The 18,163-nt window shown below is 63.2% G+C and carries 15 protein-coding genes and 1 pseudogene; 3 read left to right on the top strand and 13 right to left on the bottom strand.

The window, feature by feature from the left end; genetic code table 11:
- Positions 1-24 precede the first annotated feature (24 nt).
- The 7 genes and pseudogenes from AB4Y31_RS26430 to AB4Y31_RS26400 form a co-directional block, all read right to left on the bottom strand.
- Positions 25-2,157 carry an ATP-binding protein gene (locus tag AB4Y31_RS26430; protein ID WP_368676567.1) on the bottom strand — a complete coding sequence of 711 codons (2,133 nt, stop codon included), beginning with the start codon at positions 2,155-2,157 and terminating at the stop codon, positions 25-27.
- Positions 2,154-3,308: a substrate-binding domain-containing protein gene (locus tag AB4Y31_RS26425; RefSeq protein WP_368676566.1), complete on the bottom strand. Its 1,155-nt coding sequence runs from the start codon at positions 3,306-3,308 to the stop codon at positions 2,154-2,156. The genes AB4Y31_RS26430 and AB4Y31_RS26425 overlap by 4 nt, the downstream gene beginning before the upstream one ends.
- A 152-nt stretch (positions 3,309-3,460) precedes the next feature.
- Positions 3,461-4,390: an adenylate/guanylate cyclase domain-containing protein gene (locus AB4Y31_RS26420; RefSeq protein WP_368676565.1), complete on the bottom strand. Its 930-nt coding sequence runs from the start codon at positions 4,388-4,390 to the stop codon at positions 3,461-3,463.
- A 22-nt stretch (positions 4,391-4,412) separates the two neighbouring features.
- Positions 4,413-5,453 (bottom strand): patatin-like phospholipase family protein, encoded by a 1,041-nt coding sequence (locus tag AB4Y31_RS26415; RefSeq protein WP_368676564.1) that lies wholly within the window; start codon positions 5,451-5,453, stop codon positions 4,413-4,415.
- A 46-nt stretch (positions 5,454-5,499) separates the two neighbouring features.
- The gene (locus AB4Y31_RS26410) at positions 5,500-6,111 is read right to left on the bottom strand and encodes a hypothetical protein (protein ID WP_368676563.1); all 612 of its coding nucleotides are present in this window, start codon (positions 6,109-6,111) and stop codon (positions 5,500-5,502) included.
- 122 nt (positions 6,112-6,233) lie between these two features.
- Positions 6,234-6,335: pseudogene (locus AB4Y31_RS26405) on the bottom strand (AraC family transcriptional regulator); the annotation flags it as partial.
- Between the two features lie 18 nt (positions 6,336-6,353).
- Entirely contained in the window at positions 6,354-6,704 is a 351-nt protein-coding gene (locus tag AB4Y31_RS26400; RefSeq protein ID WP_368676562.1) for a BON domain-containing protein, read from the bottom strand.
- Between the two features lie 120 nt (positions 6,705-6,824).
- Between AB4Y31_RS26400 and AB4Y31_RS26395 the strand changes: the two genes are divergently transcribed.
- Positions 6,825-8,141 carry an MFS transporter gene (locus tag AB4Y31_RS26395; RefSeq protein ID WP_368676561.1) on the top strand — a complete coding sequence of 439 codons (1,317 nt, stop codon included), beginning with the start codon at positions 6,825-6,827 and terminating at the stop codon, positions 8,139-8,141.
- 527 nt (positions 8,142-8,668) lie between these two features.
- A complete protein-coding gene (locus tag AB4Y31_RS26390) occupies positions 8,669-8,920 on the top strand; it encodes a hypothetical protein (protein ID WP_368676560.1) in 252 nt (83 codons plus the stop codon).
- A 67-nt stretch (positions 8,921-8,987) separates the two neighbouring features.
- On the opposite strand, the gene AB4Y31_RS26385 is transcribed toward AB4Y31_RS26390, so the two are convergent.
- The 5 genes from AB4Y31_RS26385 to AB4Y31_RS26365 form a co-directional block, all read right to left on the bottom strand.
- Positions 8,988-9,482 (bottom strand): phage protein NinX family protein, encoded by a 495-nt coding sequence (locus tag AB4Y31_RS26385; protein ID WP_368676559.1) that lies wholly within the window; start codon positions 9,480-9,482, stop codon positions 8,988-8,990.
- Complete coding sequence (locus tag AB4Y31_RS26380; RefSeq protein WP_368676558.1) at positions 9,469-10,287, bottom strand: endonuclease/exonuclease/phosphatase family protein; 819 nt, start codon at positions 10,285-10,287, stop codon at positions 9,469-9,471. The genes AB4Y31_RS26385 and AB4Y31_RS26380 overlap by 14 nt, the downstream gene beginning before the upstream one ends.
- Positions 10,288-10,300: 13 nt before the next feature.
- Positions 10,301-12,517 (bottom strand): VTT domain-containing protein, encoded by a 2,217-nt coding sequence (locus AB4Y31_RS26375; RefSeq protein WP_368676557.1) that lies wholly within the window; start codon positions 12,515-12,517, stop codon positions 10,301-10,303.
- A 12-nt stretch (positions 12,518-12,529) separates the two neighbouring features.
- On the bottom strand, positions 12,530-13,390 hold the full coding sequence (locus tag AB4Y31_RS26370; protein WP_018439571.1) for an SDR family oxidoreductase: 861 nt from the start codon (positions 13,388-13,390) through the stop codon (positions 12,530-12,532).
- A gap of 115 nt (positions 13,391-13,505) precedes the next feature.
- Positions 13,506-14,390 carry an SDR family oxidoreductase gene (locus AB4Y31_RS26365; RefSeq protein ID WP_368676556.1) on the bottom strand — a complete coding sequence of 295 codons (885 nt, stop codon included), beginning with the start codon at positions 14,388-14,390 and terminating at the stop codon, positions 13,506-13,508.
- 57 nt (positions 14,391-14,447) lie between these two features.
- Between AB4Y31_RS26365 and AB4Y31_RS26360 the strand changes: the two genes are divergently transcribed.
- Positions 14,448-14,915 carry a winged helix-turn-helix transcriptional regulator gene (locus AB4Y31_RS26360; protein ID WP_368676555.1) on the top strand — a complete coding sequence of 156 codons (468 nt, stop codon included), beginning with the start codon at positions 14,448-14,450 and terminating at the stop codon, positions 14,913-14,915.
- 87 nt (positions 14,916-15,002) lie between these two features.
- Here AB4Y31_RS26360 and AB4Y31_RS26355 read toward each other — a convergent pair whose 3' ends face one another.
- A complete protein-coding gene (locus tag AB4Y31_RS26355; protein WP_368676554.1) occupies positions 15,003-18,155 on the bottom strand; it encodes an efflux RND transporter permease subunit in 3,153 nt (1,050 codons plus the stop codon).
- Positions 18,156-18,163: the final 8 nt, after the last annotated feature.

The raw sequence follows: 18,163 nt of genomic DNA, 5'->3' as shown, positions 1-18,163 counted from the left end.
GAGACCTCCATCTGCATACCGCACTCATACGTCCGTATAGGGAACCGACGCGCCGACTTGCGATGTGCTGCTTCGATGGATCGGTACGGTGAACTGAAACACGGCGCCACGTGGAGCGTTCGGGCTCGCCCAAAGCCGTCCCCCGTGCGCTTCGACGATCGAGCGGCAGATCGACAGACCGATCCCCAACCCGCCTGCCTTGGACGTGCAGAACGGCTCGAACAATCGCTCGGGGTTGTCGATCGCGAGGCCAGGGCCGGAATCGGACACTGAGATGAGGACGCCGCCGGAGTCGTCCGTTCCGGTGCTGATGACCATGTCTCGCGGGCCATCGTCGATCTCGCTCATGGCCTCGACCGCGTTGATGATCAGATTCATCAATACCTGTTGCAGCTCGACTCGATCCCCTTCGATGGGCGGCAAGTTCTCCGCCAGCTGCAACCGCGTAGAGACGCGATGCTTGACGACCTCGCCACGCGTGAGCGCGATGACTTCGCCAATTGCGTCATTGATTTGCAGACGTTCCTTCGACGGAGGCGCGTTCTTGACGAGGCCATGAATGCGGTTCATGACTTCGCTGGCGCGCTTCGCATCCTTGAAGATCCGCTCGAACGCATGGCGCGCTTCCGGGAGATTCGGCGGGTGTGCGCCCAGCCACAGCCGCCCGGCCTGAGCATTAGCGCCGACCGCCGCGATGGGTTGCTTGATTTCATGGCTGATCGAGGCCGCGAGCTGCCCCAAGGTCGTGACGCGGTTCGCGTGTGCGAGTGCCGTCTGTGCTTCCCGATAGCGCCGCTCGCTTTCGCGCAGTTCCGCTGCCGCACGCTTTTGCTCGGTGATGTCGCGAGAGATGCCGAGCAGGAATTGCGGCTCACCGTGCAAGTCGAGGATCGGAATCTTCATCGTGTGCACCCAGCGCGGCCCGTGGCGTGTATGAACCGACTCCTCCGGCACGTCGACCATCTGCCGCGACTCGAGGACGGCCCGGTCTTTCATCGCGAAGAAATCGGCCTCGTCCGCCGGAAACAGATCGTGGGCGGACTTCCCGATAAGTTCCTCGCGGCGATAGCCCAGCAGTTCCTCGCCCGCCTTGTTGAAGCGCACGAAGCACAACGTCGCCGCGTCTTTGACGAAAACGGTATCGGGGATGTTTTCGATGATGCTGTCGAGGAAGTGCTCGCTCGCGCGCACGGCTTCCTCCGCGTGCTGGCGTTCGACGATCTCCGCCTTCAGGTCGGCCAGTGCCGCGCTGAGCTCGGCGGTGCGTTGTGCGACGCGCGCCTCCAGCTCGGCGTTGAGCTCCTTCAGCGCGGCCTCCGCTTGCTTGCGTTGGCGCCGGTCCTCGAGAAACTGCTCGACAGCGCGCGCCATGTCGGCAAGCTCGTCGCTGCCGCGCACGGGAACGCCGGCTCCCGAGCTGTCGGTATCCCCGTGCAGCACTGCATGACTGACTCGGCGCAGCCGTGTCACGACGTGGCGTCCAAAAAACACGTGCGCGATCAGCCATGCGAGCAGCAGACTTACCGCGACTTCACCGATGACCCAACGGCGCGTGCGGTCCGAATGCTCGGCCAGATCCTGGACCGCTTCGCGGTAGGCGCGCGTGAAATAGTCCGACTGTTTTCGCGCAGCAGCGGACAACGCGTCGGCCTGGCGGCGCAGATCGTCGTCGAGGCCGGCCAATGGCGCGTCAGCCGGGGCCGAGCGGGCGGACGCCGTCGCGCCTTGCGTGCCCAGCGCGGTCTCGCGCAACTGTGCCTCGATGTTGACCGTGGTGCGGAAATGCTGACTCGCGCGATGCAACGCAAGCGCGTCGATACCGATGCCGTCGCTCGTCGTCGCGGAGGCAAGACGATCGATCAGGCGATCGAACGATGTCAGCTCGTCCATGATTTTGCGATGCGTCTCGCGCAGGGCGTCGACCGTATCGTTGCCGGCCAACTCAAACGTCATACGTTCGATCTTGAGCGTATGCTGCGTCAGGTCATGGGCATCTTCCTGAAGCGCCAACCGCTCCTCGGCCAACTCGCGCAGTGTGTAGGACGAGCCGGTCAACGAGTAAATGGTCGTGGCCCCGACCGCCACGACCAAGGCGGCCAGGCAGGAAACCACGAGCGCGAATTGCGCGGTGAGCGATTGAGGGAGCGGTAGCTTCACGGGCGTTGCCAGATGTGGCGATAGATATCGCGGTATCCGTTGTCGGGGTCGTAGACGAGGCGATCGCCGCCGTCGGCAGTGACATTGCCCGCCGTCACGAGATGCACTGGAAACACATAACCCGTGACGCCTTCCCCGGCAAGGAGCCTGTTCATCTCGTCCACGAGCTGCCAGCCGTGCAGATTCAGCGGTTCGGCCACCGTGCCCGTCTGAAACGTACCCGTGCGGATGCGCAGAAACGCCGACTCACTACCGTCGCCGGCCGAGAGCATCGACAGGGCGGAGTTAGGGAGTCCTGCCTGCGTGAGGACGGGGGCGGCGTAGTCGAAATAGATGTCGTTGATTGCGAGCGCGTACGACCAGCGTTTGCCATAGTCCTTGAGCAATGCACGAGTTGTGTCCGGCATCAACTCCCCGGCGCGCGAGATCGCAACGTCGCGCACTTCGAGCAGCTTGCAGCCGCTGCACGCGCGCACGACGGCGGCCATTGCATTGGCCTTGCTTTGGGCCACCTGAAAATTCGTATCGGTGAAGACGACGACTCCCGCGTTTCCGTGCGACTGCACGATGGCCGCCAGCGCGGTGACACGGGCAACCTCGAGCGGGTCTGTCGAGACATTCATCGCCACCGGCGTGCCGGGTACCGGTCCAGCCTTCGCCGCGACGTGCCAGCCGACGATCGGGAGGTGTCGTTCGGCGAACGGTTGCAGCCCGGGCAGCAGCGCACGAGCATCGCCGCCGACGATGATGAGACCGTCCGGACGACTTGCCAGAGCGTTCCCAAGCATCTTCAGCCGCAGATCCCGCATACCGCCCGCATCGAATATCTTGACGCTCCAGCCGATGACCTTCGCGGCCTCGAGCACGCCGTCGACGACCCCGAGGATGCCTCCGTTGCGCAAATCCTCGGCGACGACGGCGATGTGTTTCCCAGGTTGAGCGCGCGGCCCGGTGCGTGGCCCGTCCCAGGGCGCCGCGGGCCGCGACGCGGCATCGACGACTCGCTCGGCTTCGGCCAGATATTTATTCGTCGCGCTGCCCGACGCGCCTGGCGCGGCAGTCGACAAAGCCTGCGCCGCTGCAATCGCCGGCAAACATACGAGCGTCCATGCCAGAAGCAAGCCCTTGATGCTTTTGCCCAGCGTTCTCATCGGGATAGATCGGCCATTGAAAACGGATCCATATGGCGCTTTAGGGGTGAACTTGTGAACACAAGATAGTAGCCTAACGCCCACATTTCATTGGCCCGTCATGACGGGGAATAACCCTGAGCATCCGCCAGATCCTTAAAGTGCGGCACTCATCATTTGAATCCCAGTGTGGTACAGCGCGCGCAGTGGAACTCGACGCGTTCGGACTCCTCGGTCGCGGACGGCCCGAACGAGATCCAGCCGTGCCCCCATAGCGTGACTTCGTCGCGGCGAAGGAGCAACTCGTGGCCGCCGTCGATGGTGATGCGCGTGCCGTTCGAGCTGCAATCGATCAACACGTACCGGCCGTCGCGACGTTCGATCGATGCATGTATCCTCGACGCGTGCCGGTCGTGTACAACGATGCTCATGTTCGCGCCGCGTCCGATCGTCAACAGGCCGGGCGTAGAGAATTGGCTCATTTCGATGCACCGGTCTCCATGGCGCAGCGTCAGTAACGACGACTCGGCTGAGGACTGCGCGTCGCTGCCCGCAACGGTCAAGTCGGCGCTCAGTTGCCAAATCGCTTCGTAGAGCTCGGTCGGTTGTCTTTTTCCGCGCACTTGTATTGAGTAAAGTTGGCGCACCATCTGGCGCCATCTCGTCGAAAGCAGGTCGACGGTTTCCTTACTGGTGAGAATCTGCCCGGCAGACGCGAGCTCCCTCAACCGCGCGGCGATATTCACAGTGTCGCCGAAGACATCGCCCGAATCGTCTGGCAAAAGCGAACCGTGATGCAGCCCGATGCGCAAGGACATCGATAGTCCTGCGATCGAGGGCAACTCGGCGACAGCAAGTTGCATGTCGATGGCGGCCTGCATTGCGTGCTCCGCGTTTGGAAACACCACCATGACTTCGTCGCCGATCGTCTTGACGATTCGTCCCCCGGACGCCTCCGCCTGCGATTTCATCAGCGCAATGCAGCGCGCGATCGCCTCGAAGGCGGCCATATCGCCGACGGTCTCGTAGAGGACGGTACTGCCGCTGACGTCCGCGAACATCACCGACTCGCAAGAGGTGGCCTTTTTCGGCTGATCGTTCATGGGCAATTCGCCAGGTCGCGCCTCAGAGAAAGGTATCGGCGATGTTCGTCGACGAGCGCTGTCCCAGAGCATCGAAATTCGCTTGCAGCCAGGCATCGGCGCGGGCCCGTCCGAGCTCGAACAGCTCGGAGAGGAAAGCCCAGTCTGCATTGAATTTGCTCGCCGCGCCATACCGCGACATTTCCGCTTCGCCATCGATGCTGTGGATCAGCATGCGGCGATAGCGCGAGCTGTCCAGCGCTCCTTCGTCGATGAGTCGGGTCACGAAATCGACCGCGCGCATCTCGCGCATCAACGACGAATTGAAGCTCAGCGTATTGACGCGATCGAGGATTTCATAAGCCGTCGTCGGCACCTTGCCGATGCGGATCGGATTGACGCGGATGATCAGCACATCGCACGTATCCGTCTCGTAGATGAGCGGATAGATCGGAGGATTACCCATGTACCCGCCGTCCCAGTAGTACTCGCCGTCGATCTGCACAGCCTGGAAAAGCTGCGGCAGGCAGCTCGAGGCCAGCACGGCGTGCACGGTCACGTCCTTCGTGGCAAACACGCGAATCCGGCCGCTCAACACGTTCGTCGCGCACAAGAAGAGTTTCACGCTCGTATTGCGCCTCAGTAAGTCGAAATCAACCGTTTCTTCCAGCACGTCGCGCAACGGATTGAGGTTGGCCGGGTTGAGCTGATACGGCGAGAAAATGCGCGTGAGAAAGTCGAAAGCGAGCCAGGCAGGCGAAAACTCCAGGTGGCCGCCGGCCGTCCATTTCATCCAGGGATTGCACAGAGGGCTCGCCCAAGCCCGTTCCGAGACATTGCGCCAGAATGACGCCAGCGCGCGGCGCGCGCCTTCCTGTCCTCCGCTCACGAGACCATAGGCCAGAACCGTCGCGTTCATCGCACCCGCGCTCGTGCCGCTGATCCCGTCGATTTCGATGCGATCGTCCTCGAGCAGTCGATCGAGAACGCCCCAGCTGAAAGCGCCGTGGCTGCCGCCGCCTTGCAATGCGACGTTGATTCGCCGCGTCGACGTCTTGCCGGCAGTGGGATTTTCCGTGTCCATCGGGCTGCTCCTGGCCTATCGAGCGCTGCTGGAGCCAGCGGCGCGCTCACTCGAGGGCGCGCTGGGCTAGCCGCCAGGCGAGGTTCGAGCGGGCCTGCGCTTCGCAACGAGATCGGAATACGTCCGTATGGTAGACGTGCTCGCGAGCCAGCAACTCGTTCAGGAACGCTCGAACGGCCCGGTCGTACGCGGCATCGTCGAGATCAGGACGCTCGGCCCTGAGCGAGGCGTCATCTCGAATGAAGCCCGCGCGGTCGCTGGCGAGATCGGCCAGGTCGATATCGACAGTGAAACACGCGTCGCGATCGGCGGGTATTCGTCGATGCGTCGTGGACAGAATGATGTCGCTCACGTGCTCGCAAGCCGCGATGCGGCCCTGCGCCTTCGCCCGAAACCAATCGGCACTGCATTGCTCATTGTCGGGTGCGCCCGGGACATAAATGACGTCATGGCACCATAGGGCGAGTTCGACGGCGTCGGGATCGGGGACGACAGCGCGCGTCCAATCGAGGTCGCGCAGGCATCGGCGGATGTGGTGCAGCGTGTGATAGTGGCGCGAGGGTTCGGCGTAACGTTCGACCAGGCACTCGTAGACGGATTCTCCGTCGGCGCCGCCGCAACGTGACCATACCGCAACGAAACGCGCCGTCTCGTTCATTGCTACCCCTTGTGCGAGGCGCAACCGCCGGCAACTCACAGCCGAAGACTCGCCAATTTGGCGAAGACCGCCTGACGGTGACCGTTTCTATCATAAGCAATCCGCGGGATTTGCGGAACGCATCATCGCGGCAGGTAGGGCGCGATTCTCCTCATCGCATTTTCCACGTACGCCTCTTTCTCGCCGACGGGCGCAAAGTAATGCAGGGCCGTCACCGCCGCATCGGCAGTGACGAGATTGGCTCAACGGCCGGGCTCGCCGAGACCCAATCGGCTCGCGACCTCCGTCACGCCCTGCACGCCTTGTGCTTTTTGCTTGGCCGCGTCTGCCTGTCCGCTGTCAGGCACATACCCGCTCAGCGTGACTTTTCCCGATCGCGCGGTCACGGTAAGGTGCGAAACATCGACGTCGCCGCCCTTCTCGATCGCCCTGCGCACGGCGGTGGCGAGCTTGCGGTCCGCGGCTCGCTCCGCTTTGGACAAATGAGCGCGGTGTTTCGCAACCGGAGCCGCGTCGCTATTCGTGTCTTGAGCGTATGCAACGCTGCTCGCGGCGAGGACGATTACGGCAAGCGAGGACCAGACCTGTTTCATTTGTGTTCTCCTGTGATTGGACCGCCGTTCCCTGGTACGTTGTAGACGCCTTTTCCAATCCGCCAAAGACAAATATCATCGTTTGTCGGCGCTATTTGCCGAAAACTTGACGAGGCATCTATGAGCTGGGCCGGCTCAGCATCGGACGCACGCGTCGCACGCGCGCCGCGCGCCTTGTCGACGTTCGATCACCTGCAAATCGCGTCGCTGTGGTTTGCACTCTTCGCTCAGTGGATGACCGTCGTACCGGTGCTCGTGCCCGATCAGATTGCGTGGCTGCTCGGACCGCACGCCGTGATGAAGGAAGGCGCGGCCGGATCGGTGATTGCGGCCGGCGCTCTGGTGGCGCTCGTCGTTTCCCCGATCGCCGGCGCTCTCTCGGATCGATGCGTCTCGCGCAAGGGCCGCAGGCGGCCATATCTCATCATCGGCACGCTCGGCATCGCGCTCGCCCTTTTATGGCTCGCCTCGTTCGGCTATCGAGGCAGCATCGTCGTCTACTCGATCGCGTTCCTGCATCTGCAATTCTGGTGGAACTGGGTCTCGGGTCCCTATGCCGGGCTGGTACCCGATGTGGTGCCCAAAACGGAGAGGAACCGGGCGAGCGCGTGGCTCAACGTGATGACGGTGATCGGCATCGTGGGTGGCAACGCATTGCTCATCGCGCTCTATTCACCCCATCGACTTTATCCCGTCGTCGCCACGTTCATTGGGTTGACGTTCGCTTGCCTCTGGCTGACGATACGCGGCGCGCGCGAGCCGGCCGTTCATACGCCGCGCGAGCGTTTCGATGCGCGCGCATTCGCGCGCTCGTTCTATCTCGATCCGCGCTTGCATCGAAATTTCTATTGGGTACTTATCACGCGTTTCTTTTCCAATATGGGCGTGTGGTCCGTCTTCACATTCATGTTGTATTACCTGCAGGACGTCATAGGCGTAAGTCGGCCCGTGAACGTGCTCAATGTGCTGCTCGGCGCGGGCACCGTACTCGCCATCCCGACGAGTCTGCTCGGTGCCCGGCTCGCGGATCGCCACGGGACCGTCGCGGTGGTGCGCGCGACGAGTTGGATCATGGCCGGCGCGGTGATCGGCTACATGCTGCTCGCGCTGCGGCCCAGCCTCGCGATGGTCGTGCCGGTGGCGCTCGTGTTCAGCGCGGCATATGGCACCTACCAGTCCGTCGATTGGGCGCTGGCCCTCGAGGTCTTGCCCGACGGCGCCTCGGCCGGCAAGGACATGGGCATCTGGAATGTGTCGATGGTGCTTCCGCAGATCGTCGGACCCGCCGTGACCGGTTGGATGCTTTCGTGGGTCAGGACGCTCGCCGGTGCCGGCTCCGCGTACATCGTGTCGTTCGCTATCGCGGCGGGATGGTTCCTGCTGGCCGCAGGGTTCGTTTCGCGCATCAGGCTTGCGGATCCGACACCGCCTGATTGAAATGGCAGGGCGCCCGAGGACACACAATCGCGCGGACCGAATGGGAATATCGGCGTCGCGGCAATGGTTAACATCAAATTGCCAATGAAAATTCTTCGTTTCTAGAATTAGAGGCCGCGCGAATTCAGTGCCGTGGCAAGCCAACATTGGCGATATCCGCCAGTGCGAATCGGCTAGATTTTCCTTGTGGCGTTTCGATGAAATTGCGCTATAACGGACGAACAGCGGCCCTCAAGCGCTCTCGACCCACAAGGTCCCTCCAGGTGGCTTTAGGCATACCCAGGTTGTATGCCGGCCCGCCGAGTCAGGCGTCATGCATTTCGCTTGACAAAGTAATTCCTCCACGAAAAACATTCCGGCCTCGCCGACAGCGCGCTGCGGCGAGCACATTCACTATCCGATCGCCCTTCTCGACGCCCGCGTCCATCGAGGAATCCTTGGGTCGCGGCAAGCATACGCGAGACGACGTCGTCTCTTGAGAGACGCGCTCGTCCTCAGCAAAGACAGAGGGTGTAACGGAGGAGATCATGCAACGTCGATTCGTAGCCGTCGGTATCGTTTGCCTTTTGGCCGCGGGCGCCGCGGGCGCACAGTCCATGCCGAACGATCAGCAGCAGAGCGACCCACAACAAGTCACCGCGTCGCCGCAGCAAAGCGATAAGGACTCGGCGGTCGGAGGCGTTCCCGGGACGCGAAGCGAGTATGGCAGCCCGATGACGCCCGGCTCGCGTTCCGATTGCGCGTTCCGGCCTTCCTGCGAAATCTACTTCGGCAACTAGCGGCCTCGTCGCCGGGGGGCAAGAGCCCCCTGTATGAAAGTCGACGATCGTTGGGGAGCGAAGCAGTTCACATTCGTGGCACCGACCGTATGTCCCCCGTCTCGTCGCCGGCGGCCCCCCGGTCGTCGGCAGGCGATGGCGGGACCGCGCCCGTCGCCAACGGCGTCACTACGCCGCGACGGACCGCATGAGGCTCGCGCGGATAATGATCATCGACCGAATCGCCGAAGCGCGCGCGCACGAACGCTCGCGAAAGCGCGAGGCGAATATTCGCGCCTTCAGCTTCGGATGGATCGAGTCGATCGCCGAAGCGCGCGATGCAAAGCACCCTGCCTTCCTGTGCCTTCAGTTGCAAATCTCGGATCCGCTCCAGTATGTCGCCCGCATCGCGCCACTCGTCGGTCGGCATGAAGCGCTCATTCAGCTTGCGGAACTCGCCGTGCGCAAGCGTCACGACGATGCCGGGCTCGACCTCGGCGAAACGGATTTCCTCGTCATCGTCGACGAGCGCCCGAGCGCACCAGTAGTCGAGCGCGCGCCCGTCGAGTTCACTGACTTTCATGGCTGCCTCCATCGAATTCAGACCTCGGCACCTCGATCCGCGCAACGAGCGGATAGTGATCGGATGCGCCGCGGGCCAGCGCGCTGCGATGCACGCTGACCGCGCCGAGCCATTCGCCCGGGTGCACCCAGATTCGATCGAGCGCGAATACCGGCCAGAATGTCGGAAAAGTGCGCGGCGCCGGCGCGCGCCGGAAATGCGTGACGAGCGCACGCAACGCGCGCCCGTGCACGAACCATTCGTTGATGTCGCCGAGCAGAATGACCGGAAGCGCGGCCGTATCGAACGCGGCGAGAAGGCTACGGACCTGCATGCTGCGTTCCCCGGCCGACAGGCCGAGATGCGTCGCGACGATTCGCAATAGCGTCGAGCCGCATTCGATGTCCGCATCGAGTGCGCCGCGGGGCTCACGCCGGCGGAAGGAAAGATCGAGGACGCGCGCGTTGCGTATCGGCAGGCGGGATAGGACGGCATTGCCATAGCGGTGCCGCGGCGTGTCGAGCGTGGGCCCCTCGACTGCGTGCATGCCCGTGGTGTCGCGCAGATACGAAAGGACGTCGGGCGTATCCGAGCCGCCGAGCGGTACTTCCTGAAGGGCGACGATGTCGGCGTCGATCTCGGCGATCACGCGTGCGATCGGCTCGCCCGCATCCCGCGCGGATCGCGTCTTGCGCATGCGCAGGCCGCCGTGGATGTTATAGGTTGCAATCCGCAGCGAGCAAGCGGATGCCGATGCGCGGGCAGCGGTCTCGCGTTCGGCGGCATCGCCCGTCGCACGACGGACCGAGTCGAGGCTCGTACTCATACCGTCCCTCTGGTCATTTGCGCTGCCCCAGCCAGCGTTGCAGCGCCACCGACACGCCCACGAGCGCGACACCGATGGCCGCCAGCGTCGCCATCGCGCCGATGCTCGGGTGACGAATCGCCGCGAGCAGTTGATGAGCGAACGTGACGGTCAGCACGATGCCGGGCGCCATGCCAAGCAGCGTGCCGATCAAGTAGTCGCGGAGACTGATGTGCGACGCGCCGGCCACCAGATTGACGATCGCGAACGGCGCGATCGGGAGCAGCCGCAGCGCCATCATCGTGACGATGCCGCGCCTGCCGATTCGTTCGCTGAGCCGGTTGGCGCGTACGCCGGCCAGGCGCCGCACCGCATCGCGGCCGAGCGACATGCCGATGCCGTAAGTCGCCACCGCCGCGAGCAGTGTGCCGGCGAGCGAATAGAAAACGCCGGGCCACGCTCCGTACGCAAGACCGGTCGCCGCGATCAGCAGGGTGATCGGCACCGCGAGGATAGCGGCGATGACGTAAGCGGCCAGCACGATCGCTGGCGCGAACGGTAGCCCATCGATTCGCTTGGCGAAATGCGACAGCGACGCAAGGTTCAAATTGTCGCCGAGCGAAGTGAAATGCCATAAAGCCGCAAAGATAGCGATGACGAGCACCAGTGCGCCGAGCAATAGCAGCCGCGCGGTCAGCGACTTGCCCTGCTCTCGCGGGATGAATTCGCGCACCAGCGCGTCTGGCTCGAGCGGTTCCTCGGGATCGAGCCAGGCATTCACGGGGATCACCTTGTCGAGGTCGCTGTTCGTCGCGGGCGCAAAATGCTGCAACGTGCGCCCTTCGTTGCGCATCAGGCTACCGATCGCGGCATTCAGGCGCCCCGTTCGCTCGAGTGCCTGCGAAACAGCGGACGCCGGCACCCCTAGGTGTTCGGCGAGCAGCCGATTGCGCCAGCCGGCGATCACCGAGCGAATGCGCGGGTCGCCATTCGCATCGATGACAATGTTGCACTCCGTGTCGAGCACCATCGACCGGTTGTTGAGGTTCGCGCTGCCGACTGTAATCAGCGTGTCGTCGACGACCATGACCTTGCTGTGTACATTCAGGCAGCGATCGCCGAGTCCTTCGATATGTGGGCAATAGAGCCTGTAGTGATCGTACTCGTCCGCCTCGTTCAATACGCCGTGCAGGCGGGCGCGCAGTACGCCCATCGTCGCTTCGACAAGCCAGCCGCTCTGCATGCGCGGCGCTACGACGGCGACGTCGGGCCCTTGCGGGTCGCCGAGCCGCGCACGCAACGCCTCGCGCACGACCGCCGCGGTGAAGTACTGGTTTTCGATGTAGATGTGATGCCGGGACGCGGCGATCATGTCGGCGATGAGCGCGCGCACCTGCTGGCGCGGGCCGTATGAGCGGTACGGCGGTTCCGTCAGCGAGATGCCGAGCGGTACGTCGCGCAGATCGACGGGTGCGGAGCGCGGCCACGGATCGGCGGAATCTTCGAGCGCGCGCTCGGCTCGGATCGCGATGCGCTTGCCGCAGGCGCGTTGCCAGCGCTCGCGCGCCAGCTCACCGATAGCGCGCGCGGCGTCCCCATCGAACATCGTCTGAATGTCGTGAAACGGCCCATAGGTGGTGCCGTTCGGGTCGCGCCGGCGCGGATCGTCGGGCGCATGCTCGGACGTATCCCAACGCGAGCGGGTGAGATCGATGCCGCCGACGAACGCGAGCCGGTCGTCGATGACGACGAACTTCTGATGATGCGACGCCCCGCGCGGATGCACCCCGTCCAGCCGGAAGACCAGCCCTCGCTGCGAGCGCCAGCCCGTCTGATAAACGGGCATCCACTCGCGCTCGAACGCGTAAATCATCGCGAAATCCCACGCGAGCACGTAAATGCGCAGCCGGCGTCGAGCGGCCGAGAGCGCCTGCAGGAATTCGCCGAGCAGCTCGGGAAAGCCGTCGTTCGCGCCCTCGGGCACGAGCTTGACGCGGCTGTTGATGTCCCAGCCGACGATGAATACGGTGCGTTGCGCACGCGTGAGCGCATCGCGTAGGACTGCGAAATAATCGTGGGCGTCGACGAGCAGACTGAAACGGTCCGCATGGCGGATCGCCTCGCAATTGCGCCCCGCTTCGAGCAGACCGTGGCGCGCCACCGGCGCGGCCTGCGCCGATGGCAAGGCCGAGCGTTCGGCGCTACCCGGCGGAGAATGCCTCGATGGTTGCGTGGCGACGTCGGCTGTCATCGGCGCCCCTCGTCAAAGGATCGGCACGCCGCCCGTCACCGCGACCGTTGCTCCCGAAACGTAGCTAGCTTCATCGCTCGCCAGCAGCACGTACACCGGCGCCAACTCGGCCGGCTGGCCCGGGCGCTTCATGGGCGTCTGCTGCCCGAACTGCCGCACGTTATCTGGCGGCAGCGTCGCTGGGATCAGCGGCGTCCAAATCGGCCCCGGCGCGACGCAGTTCGAGCGGATTCCGCGTTCGGCGAGCAACCCGGCGAGCCCGCCCGTGAAATTCTGAATCGCACCCTTAGTCGTCGCATACGGCAGTAGTGTGGGCCGCGGCTTGTCCGCATTGACCGAGGTCGTATTGATGATCGCGCTACCTGGCTTCATATGCGGCAGCGCCGCCTTCACGAGACGGAACATTGCGCCGATATTGATATCGAAGGTGCGATCCCATTCATCGTCGGTGATTTCCTCGACCGATTCGTGGTCCATCTGGTAGGCCGCGTTGTTGACGAGTACGTCGACTCGGCCGAATTCCGCGATCGCACGGGCGACTACCTCGCCGCAATGCTTGCGGTCGGCAAGATCGCCGGCCACGAGCACCGCCTTGCGGCCGGCCTTCTCGACCCACGACGCCGTTTCGCGTGCGTCCTCGTGCTCATCGAAATAGGAAATCAGGACATCGGCGCCCTCCCGGGCGAATGCGATGGCGACCGCGCGTCCGATCCCGCTGTCGCCGCCCGTTATGATCGCTGCCTTGCCTGCGAGCCGGTCATGCCCGCGATAGCTCTGCTCGCCGTGATCGGGCTTTGGATTCATCGGCGCCGTCTTGCCCGGCACATTCCCTTGCTGCTGCTCGGGCATCGGCGGTGTCGGCTTGCTTGTCATTTCGGCTCCTTTTCAGTCGTAAAAGCGAAACTGAGTGAACCTCGACAACGCAGCAACGCGCGTGCCTCGCTTTGCGCCATATGGAATCGATGGGATGAACCGGACGCTCGAGCGTTTAAGCCGTATAGCTGGCCTTGGCCTCTTCCAGATGCTCGGCAACGCGCTTCGCAGGGCGAGCGATGAGCGATTCGAGATGGTCGGTAACGATAGAAAGATTGCCGGCTCGAATTTCCGCCTCAGCAGAGACCAATACAGGAATAAATTGGCCAGGAACCCCCGCCGCTTTCAGCCCCGCGGCGAACTGTTCGTCAGTCACATGGACAACGGCAAGGGGCTGCCCTGTGGCCTGGCGAGCGAGATCGGCGATTTCTTCGTTGGACAGCGCCTCCGGACCTGTGAGCGTATAGGTCCGACTTTCAGGCGTTGAAACAGTCAGTGCTGCGGCAATCGCTTCAGCGATGTCCTCCCGTGCGGCGTACGACGTCCTTCCACCTTCAGATGCGGAATGCCATTGGCCACTCTTAAGGGCACCCGGCAGCGACATGTGCAGATTCTCCTGATACCAGCTATTTCGGAAAATCACGTGCGGCAGACCGGTGGCCTTGATGGCCCGCTCGGTTTCCAGATGATCCGGTGCGAAGATCAGAAGCGAGCTGTCCGGATTGGGCATCGAGGTGTAAGCGAGACGCTCGACCCCTGCCGCGACGGCTGACGAGACCGCATTGCGATGCTGCTTGAGTCTTGTGCCGGCATCATCGAGGGCGTCCGTTGAAATGATGAGAACGGTACCGGCGCCTTTGAAAGCCTCGGTCAGGCCTTGTGGGTCTTCGAAGTCCGCATCGCGAACCTCGATGCCCGCTGCCGCAAGCTCGGCGAGCTTTTCGCGGCTGCGAGTCCCAGCGATGATGCGGTTGTGCGTCACGCCGCGCGCAAGCAGGTGTTTGATCACCAGCCGACCCAGTTGACCGGATGCGCCGGTGACGAAAATCGTATCGTTCATGGACTAGCCTCATTCTCAGTGTTACTCTCATTTTGAGAGTGACTCGATAATCAGCCCTTGGCCCTCTTCCGTAAAGAAGGCAGTTTTTCAGGAGATAGTTACCAAATGGGAACCACCAAAGCGCGGGCCAGCGCTCTCAAAACCAAGCTGGACGACGTCCGCAACAAATATGGCTCTATCACGAATTGCCCGGTGCGCGACGTCATCGACGTCATCAATGGCCGATGGAGTTCGTTGCTGATGATGGCGCTGGCCGAGCACCCCTGTCGATTCGGTGAGCTTCGCCGGTTGGTACCCGACATTTCGCAGCGAATGCTCACGCAGACGCTTCACGAGTTGCAGCGCGACGGCTACGTGCATCGAGAGGTCTTCCCGACGAAGCCACCGGGCGTCGAATACAGCCTGACCGACCTCGGTCGTTCGATGTTCAAGGCGTTGAAGGTCCTGATCGAGTGGGCCGACGAGAATCATGCTCAAGTTACGGCGGCTCGCGTGCGGTTTGATCACGACAAGGAAGCAGCGTAAGAGGCGTCGCCCGGCGTTAGTTGAATCCCCGCGCGCGCGATGCGTACGGCACTTGTGACGATGTCGATCGATGCCATGCCGCCGAGTTCAGGATTCTCTGCCCGGCGAATCTGCGGCGAGATCCTTATCTCGGGATGGAATAAAGGGCTCGTCGAGCTCATCGCACTCGAAGCGCCCATAGCGCAGCGCGAGCGTCGGCAGCACGATCAGATTCAGCGCGGTGGAGGTAATCAAGCCGCCCAGAATGACGATCGCCATTGGCCCCTCGATTTCATTGCCGGCCGCGCCGCTCGTGAGCGCGAGCGGCAGCAGCGCCAGTGCGGTAACGAGCGCGGTCATCAGGATCGGCACCAGTCGTTCGGATGCGCCGCGCACAGCGGTATCGACCTGCCATGGCAGCCCATCGACACGCACGAGGTGCTCGTAGTGGCTGATCAGCATGATCGAGTTGCGCAACGATATGCCGAAGAGTGTGACGAAGCCGACCATGCTTCCGAGCGACAGATTGGCGCCGGTCAGCACGACGCTCAGCACGCCGCCCACGAGCGCAAACGGCAAATTGACCATGACCAGCAATACGCCGCGGCGGCTCCTCAATGCGAGGAAAAGCAGCAGCGTAATGCCGATCAGCGAAATCGAGCCATAGGCGATCAGATCGCGCTGCGACTGCGCGCGAGCCTCGCTTTGCCCACCGAATACCGCATAGGTGCCGGCAGGCATCGTGATGTCGCGGGCGAGCCGTGCTTGTGCTTCTTTCACGAAGTCGCTGATCGGGCGATTGCCCAGATTGACCGATACCGTCTGCACGCGTTGGCCTCCGGCGTGCGTGATCTGATAGCGGCCGGAAACTTGGCGAATCGTCGCGAGCGAGCCGAGCGGAACCGCAAGCCCGTCGGTATTGCGCACCATTAGCTGGCCGATCTCGCCGAGCGTCCGGCGCGCGGCCGGGGCAAGCGATACCGTCACGTCGTAAGTGCGGCTGCCCTCGTAGATCTGCGATACGGTGACACCCTCGTACGCCGCCTGGATCGCATCGAGCACTTCGACGGGCCTGAAGCCCAAGCGGCTCAGCTCGTCGGGCTTGAGCTTCACATCCAGTTCGGGGATGCCTGGGGGCGAAGCGACCTGAACGCTTGCCACGCCGTGAATCGTCCCGATCAGGCGAGCAATTTTCTGCGCGGTGCGATCGATGACATCGAGATCGTTGCCGAACACGTTCACCACGACGGGAGCCGTCACGCCTGAAATGGTCTCGTCGATACGTTCGACGAGAAAGGTATTGACGGATGTCGTGAGCCCCGGAAAGCGCGCGAGGGCCTGCCGAATCCGATAGAGGGCCCAACGTTGCTCCGATGCGCTCATCGGCTCGAGATCGACCTCGAATTCGGAGAGCTGCACGCCAGTCGGATCGACGACACCATTCGCGCGCCCCGCTCTTTGGGCCACGAGTCGTACGCCAGGCACTTGCATCAATGCCTTGGATACGAGCGCGCCGACGCGCATCGACTCGGCAAGCGAGGTACCGGGTCGAAGCCCCATATGCACGGTGTAGTTCCCCTCGCGCAATTGCGGGATGAAGTTCCCGCTCAGGAACGGCAGCGATGCCAGCGCCACGACGCACACGAGCGCCACTACCGCGATGACGGCCTTCGCATGCACCTCGATCCTCGCCAACAGTGCGATGTAGTACGACTTCAGACGCGCGATCATGCGCGGTTCATGCTCGGGCAGCGGCGCGCGTGCAAGGAGGCCCAGGGCCATCGCGGGGGTAAGCGTCAGCGCCACGGCGAGCGAGGCCAATACGGCGAGGATGTATGCAATGCCAAGCGGCGCAAAGAGCTTCCCTCCCACCCCGGAAAGCGTAAGCACGGGCAGGAAGATCAGCATCACGATGAAGGTCGCGAACACCACCGCGCCGCGAACCTCGAGCGAGGCGCGCAATACGACTTGGTACACGAGCAGCGGCTTCGGCAATGCGCGGTTTTCGCGCAAGCGGCGATAAATGTTTTCCACGTCGACGATCGCATCGTCGACAACCTCGCCCAGTGCGATGGCCAGGCCCCCGAGCGTCATCGTATTCATGCTCACGCCGAACGAGACGAGCACGATGATCGCGATGAGCAGCGAAAGCGGAATCGCCACCGCGGAAATCACCGCGGTGCGCACGTTGAGTAAGAAGAGGAACAGAACCGCGATGACAAGGACGGCGCCGACCACGAGCGTCGTGCGCAGATGGCCGATCGCCATTTCGATGAAATTGGCCGGCCGGAAAACGTTCGCGCTCACGTCAACACCTTGTCTCGCGAGCACCGGCTCGAGCGCAGCCAATTTCTTTTCGATGTCGCGGGTGACGGCCATCGTGTTGGTCCCATACTGACTTTCGAGCTCCAGCATGACGCCGGGCGTACCCATGATCGACGCTGCCCCGACAGGCGGTGCGTTGCCCCAAGCGATGTTGGCCACGTCGCCCAGGCGAACGGCCGCTCCATTACTCGTGCGCAGCACCACCCCGGCGAGCGTGCCCGGCGTGGCAATTTGACCGTCGGCGTTGATGGCGATGCGCTGGTTGTCGTTCTCGACGAATCCCGCGCCGCGCACACCGGTGGACTGCCGTGCCGCGGCAATCACGTCTTGCATCGACAATCCGTAGCGCATCAGCTTCGCCGGGTCCACCTGAACCTGCATCTGGCGCGCCTCGCCGCCGAACACGATGACGTCAGCCACCCCGGGGACGTTGAGCAGTTGCGGCGCGACCGTCCACTGAGCGATGTCGTAGAGGTCCATCTGCGAACGCGTCTTCGACGTGAGGCCGATGATGCGCACGACGCTCGTCGTCGTGGTGAGCGGCAGCAGCCTTGGCGGACGAACGCCCGCAGGGAGGGTGGCGGAGAGCCCATTGATACGCTCGGTTACGTGTTGACGCACTTGCATTACGTCGGAGCGGTCGGTGAAGACGAGCGTAATGGCGGAAAGACCCTGCATCGAGCTCGATCGCATCGATTGAAGGCCGAGCATGCCCCCGAGCGCGTTTTCGATCGGCTGAGTCACGAGGCTTTCGACTTGCTCGCTCGTCAGACCCGGCGCTTCAGTCTGCACAAGGCTCATTGGCGGGGCGAACTCGGGAAACACGTCGAGCTTCGCGCGCGTCATTGCGAATACGCCGTAGCCGGCTGCTATGACAGCCAGCGCGTAGACGACCCCGCGAAAGCGCAGTGAGAAGCGGATGATCGAGTGGAGCATGGATCCGG

Origin of the sequence: Trinickia sp. EG282A, assembly GCF_040965455.1 — a bacterium.
GTDB classification, from domain to species: Bacteria; Pseudomonadota; Gammaproteobacteria; order Burkholderiales; family Burkholderiaceae; genus Trinickia; species Trinickia symbiotica.
The sequence above is the reverse complement of the archived record's forward strand: the minus strand, read 5'-3'. Positions and strand labels throughout refer to the sequence as shown.